Origin of the sequence: Mesorhizobium sp. M7A.F.Ca.US.006.01.1.1 (genome assembly GCF_003997935.1) — a bacterium.
Lineage (GTDB): Bacteria > Pseudomonadota > Alphaproteobacteria > Rhizobiales > Rhizobiaceae > Mesorhizobium.
The window spans coordinates 1-5,032 of sequence record NZ_RZQL01000365.1 but is presented as its reverse complement, the minus strand read 5'-3'; the positions used below and the strand labels follow the sequence as shown (position 1 = coordinate 5,032).

At 59.5% G+C, this 5,032-nt stretch carries 3 protein-coding genes and 2 pseudogenes; 3 read left to right on the top strand and 2 right to left on the bottom strand.

Features of this window, described 5'->3' with window-relative positions; genetic code table 11:
• Positions 1-141: pseudogene (locus EN943_RS34880) on the top strand (aldehyde dehydrogenase family protein); the annotation flags it as partial.
• 538 nt (positions 142-679) lie between these two features.
• Here EN943_RS34880 and EN943_RS34875 read toward each other — a convergent pair.
• Both EN943_RS34875 and EN943_RS34870 read right to left on the bottom strand, forming a co-directional pair.
• A pseudogene (locus tag EN943_RS34875) lies at positions 680-1,140 on the bottom strand (OB-fold nucleic acid binding domain-containing protein); the annotation flags it as partial.
• Positions 1,141-1,447: 307 nt separating this feature from the next.
• Positions 1,448-3,379, bottom strand: coding sequence for a potassium transporter Kup (locus EN943_RS34870; protein ID WP_063169287.1), 1,932 nt, complete (start codon positions 3,377-3,379; stop codon positions 1,448-1,450).
• Between the two features lie 975 nt (positions 3,380-4,354).
• Here EN943_RS34870 and EN943_RS38915 point away from each other — a divergent pair.
• Entirely contained in the window at positions 4,355-4,633 is a 279-nt protein-coding gene (locus EN943_RS38915; RefSeq protein ID WP_063169289.1) for an AlpA family phage regulatory protein, read from the top strand.
• Positions 4,630-5,032, top strand: a 403-nt coding sequence (locus EN943_RS34860) for a hypothetical protein (protein WP_164747208.1), incomplete at its 3' end; no start/stop codon positions are given. The genes EN943_RS38915 and EN943_RS34860, both read left to right, overlap by 4 nt.

Genomic DNA, 5,032 nt, shown 5'->3' with positions numbered 1-5,032 from the left:
ATCATCTTCGATGATGCCGACATTGACGGTGCTGTTGACGGTGCGGTCCAGGCGAAGTTCCGCAATGCCGGCCAGACCTGCGTTTCCGCGAACCGCATTTACGTCCAATCGAGCGTTCACGATGAGTCCGCCGAGAAATTGTGGAGAAGGTCCGGCACTTATCAGTGGTCCGACGTCTACTCCCGGAGCGAAGCCGTCGCCAACCCAAGATCGAGTCCCACATCGCAGATGATAATTCGATGCGGGGCCGAACGATAAATATGCATGCTTTGGCCACCCCGAGGCAGGGCTCATTGAGATGATCCGACCGCCTTGGAACAAAGATGGGGTAGAGCAGATGAAGCGTTGGCAGCGTGTCTCCATTCGACGCGAGCGCTTAGGATGGGATCACGATCATTCGCATCACGCGCAGCCGCAAGGGCGATGCCATGGCTACTTTGGAATCGTTGAAGTGGTTTGAGCCGGACAGTCACAAATACACCCGTTACGCCGCGGCTCAGGAAACGGGGCGGCGTCCGGCGGTGGAGGTGCTCGCTGACTTAAAAAGGGTGCGGGCAGTCGTTGCGCTTGAGAGCGACGACATTTGGGATCCGGCACGGGGTGACCTGCTGCCAATCGGCAGTTAACAGGGTCCGACAAAAGTGTGCACAACATGCTGCTGAAGTGGCCTCCGGAAGCGCTACCGGAAGTTACGCGTCTTGAACTTGATAGGGTCGATATGGTCATACTGCATCGACGATGTCGCGCCCCTTCGGCATGCCGCGCGGATCGATGCCCGATCCGCCGTGATGAGCCTCGTCCCTCGGCCGTGCGGCAACGGAAACGGCGTCTTGCGGTTTCCCACGCTGGCCAGCCCGGCCGACAGATCGGTCAGCTCGTGGGCGACGAGGTGCACCACCTCCTCTTCCGTCGGATGCGTCCGCGGACGCCGAGCATGGCCGAAGCAAGAAGCACGCGCCGGAATTTCTCGAGAGATCTTGACCCAGACGACGACGTTTGCCGCACCCGTCTCATCCTCCAGAGGAACATGAAGCCTTTGGCCGAGCCCGGCCGCTGCCGGACCAGCACCAGGCCGGCGGCCTCGAGCCAGCTTCTGCCTCGCGCCTGCATAGCATCCTGACAGGTCACGGTGCGGCGCCGGTTAGGCGGCACGCCGATTTTGGCAACGCTAGCCTGTGAACTGAAGAATGAAGGTCGGACTTGCGGCACATCGATTAGGTTCAAATGATAAGTTGCTGCCCGGCGAGGTCGTTTCAGCGCATCTCGACTGGTGGGTCGGCAAGACAATGCGGAACGGAAATGATCGCAGGCGTAAAGGACGGCTTTCGGGGCCGGAAGCTTCAGGCCTGGAACCGGACCCCAGTTTGGCGCAAGCATCGTGGCCTCCGCCCGGTCAGGCATTCACCGGCTCGCGAAATGCCAATTGATTCTGCTTAACCGGGCATACCTAAACGGCCACTTGCGTTCCGATCTCGACCACACGTCCGGTCGGGATCTGGAAATACTCCGTCGCGTCGGCGGCCGTGCGCGCCAAGCCGATGAACAGCTTGTCCTGCCACACCGGCATGCCGGAGTTGGGTGACGCCTTGAGCGAGCGACGCGACAGGAAGAAGGACGTCGTCATGATGTCGAACTTCCAACCCTGCTTGCGGCAGATCGCCAGCGCACGCGGGATGTTAGGCTGTTCCATGTAGCCGAAGGTCAGTGTCACCCGCATGAACAGCTCATTGATCGTTTCCATCTTGATCCGCTCGCTGTCGGGCACCACGGGCTGCTGCGCCGTCACCACAGAGAGGATGACGTTCTGTTCGTGCAGCGCCTTGTAGTGCTTCAGGCTGTGCATCAACGCGGTCGGCGCACTGGCGGGATCGCTGGTCAGGAACACGGCCGTACCGGACACCAGCTGCGGTTTCTTCTTCAACAGATTGCCCGCAAGGAAATCGAGCGGAATCTGGTTCCTGCGCGTCTTGTCAAATAGATACCTGCTGCCTCTTATCCAAGTCCACATGGTCATCACGATCACTGCGGCAATGGCAAGCGAGGCCCAGCCGCCTTCGAATACCTTGACGATGTTAGCTGCAAAGAAGCCGGTATCGATGAAGACGAACACCGCCATTAAGGCTATCGCGACGCCGAGCGGCCATTTCCAGATGCGCGTCATCACAACAAAAAGCAGTATGTTCGTCACCAGCATATTGCCGGTCACCGAAATACCGTAGGCCGAGGCCAGCCGGCTGGATTCGCCGAAGCCGACCACCAGCAGCATCACCACCAGCGCCAGCATCAGGTTGATGCGCGGCAGATAGATCTGGCCCGACTGTTTTTCCGACGTGTGCTGGATGACGAAACGCGGCAGCATGTTGAGCTGTACCGCTTGCCTGGTCAGCGAAAAGGCGCCGGAGATCACCGCCTGGCAGGCGATCACGGTCGCCGCCGTGGCAAGCACGACCATCGGAATAAGCGTCCAGCCCTGGTTCATCTCGAAGAACGGATGACCGACAACGCCGCCATTTGCCAGCACGAAGGCGCCTTGCCCGACATAATTGAGCAACAGACAAGGGAACACGATCGCCAGCCAGGCGAGCACGATCGGCTTGCGGCCGAAATGGCCGAGGTCGGCGTAGAGCGCCTCGGCTCCGGTGACGGCGAGGAAGACTGCACCAACCGTAACGAAGGCGACGTCAGGCGAGTTGACCAGGAACGACACGATGTAATGCGGGCTGATTGCCAGCAGGATTTCCGGGTCGTCCATGATGTGGTTGAGCCCGGAAAGGCCGATGGCCAGGAACCACAGCGCGGTAACGGGTCCGAACACCAATCCTACGCCGCCGGTGCCAAACCGCTGTACCGCAAACACGATCGCCAGGATGGCCAGTGTCAGCGGCACCACATAGGGCTGGAACGTCGGCGTGACGACATTCATACCTTCGACCGCCGACAGTACCGAGATTGCCGGCGTAATGACGGCGTCGCCAAAAAAAAGCGCCGCGCCGACGATGCCGATGCCGATGCCGATGCCGAGGATCACCGCAGAGCAGGTCGGGAAACTGTTGCGCGCCAGCGCCATAAGCGACAGCACTCCGCCCTCGCCTCGATTGTCGGCGCGGAGCACGAACATGATGTATTTGATCGTCACGGTGATCGTCAGGGACCAGATGATCAGCGAGAGTACGCCGAGGATGTCGCCACGGCTGGCGACGTTGCCACCCGCTGATGCATGCAACGCCTCGCGAAATGCATAGATCGGGCTGGTGCCTATATCGCCATAAACGACACCTAGTGCGCCCAACATCAGCGCCTTGGTGCTGTGCTGCTCGACCTCAGAATGGCTCGATTGTTCGACAGGTTCTGCCTCGTTACCAGCATTGGTAAGGGCCATGGACGACACTCCGATAAGCGCGCGGTGCTCTACGCTTGCTGCACTGCAATATCAAGTTCCGTCACGTAATGTCTGCCGTCTCGCCTGTCGTTGCTCGCCTTGGTAGACTCGCCAGCCCGCAGCCCTACCGAGCAGCAATAGCGCCCCGGCAGAACCCTCAATCGCCCAGATCAATGAATGGTTATCGCCCACAGTGCCCCCCCGCGATGCGGCCGATGGCGACCAGGGTGTCGTGGGCGCACAAGGATGGCGCTTTCCTGATGACGCCGTGCTCCAGGTGTGATCGCACCGTTGCTGCGCAAGCCATTTACTTGCTCGTCCCAGCGAGGACCGTGGCCAACTGGAACGCAGGGCCACGCCGCTCACCGGCCGCACTTTGCGGCGCAGATAACGATTCGATCTCCGCGGCGAGATTCTGGTTGAAGAAGCCACCAAGCTTGTCGAAGGACACACGGTCGTAATATCGACATGCCAGTATCCGCAACCCAGAAAAGCTCCTTGGGCTCCGCTGCGCGCGCCACGAACAACCCGATCTTCTCTGCGAAGAGGACGCCGTAATCCTTCAGGTTGAAGCCAAACCGGGGGGCGGCCGTGACGTATGGGCGAAGGGCTAGGAGGCGGGTTCGGTGAGGAACGGCATTGATGTCCACGCCGTCTCCTGGAAAGACAGAGGAATGCGGTGTCACCGACTGGCGCCGGAGGTTGATCCGGTGATTAGGAGGAGCACTCGTTGTCGGATTCTCGACGATGTCGGACATCTGACACAACGCTGCCAGAGCGATCACGTTGTTCCGAAACGATTTTCCCAGTTGGCACGACAATTGCGGTCCTATGCGCAAAAGCACTGCGATGCCGCACCGACTGGAAGAACTCATCAATGATCACGCTTTTCGAACATGTGGGCGCCGCTACCAACACTAAGCGTTCCCGATCAAACGGAAGCCTCTATCCCTTCTTTCTGAAGGCTGTCCGGACATGAACGCATTTGATGTCCGTCCAACGCTGGATGCTCCCGACGACGATCTCTATCTTTGGCTTGAAGATGTGGAAGGCGAGCGGGCACTTGCCTGGGCCGCCGGCCAGTCGGCAAAGACCCTGAAGCACTTCAGTGGAACGCAGTTCGAGCGCGACCGCGCGACTCTGAAGGCAGGCCTGTTCCCTAAGCGGCGTCGCATCTCCCCCGGCCGAGTCGCATGGCTTGAATCCGATATCAGGGCTTGGATGGAAACTAGATCTGAGAGCCGCACCGCATGAATGTAGCCTCCCAATATCTTCTCCCGTCTGTGGCGCATCACGAAGCCGGGCACGCGGTGGCCGCCATCGTTTTGCACCGTCAGATGTTCGACGACGACCGTGAACTCCCTGCTTTCTCAAGTGTTAGTATTTACCCCGACGCCGGTGACGGAGAGTGCGGTGGTTTTGTCGAAGGCACGGTTTTCTATTCAGCGCAAGGATTCACCTCGGAGCTAAAGCCGATTTTCGAGAACGATATGGATCGACATTTCCAACGCGATGAAGCGATCCAAGAGATAGTTGCGTGTCTGGCAGGTCCTTTTGCAGAATCCGCATTCGAAGGCTATCTGGACCCGCGCGATATGGCGATGAATGCGTCCGATGGGAATGAGGGGAGCAGCGACTACGCGGATGCCAAGC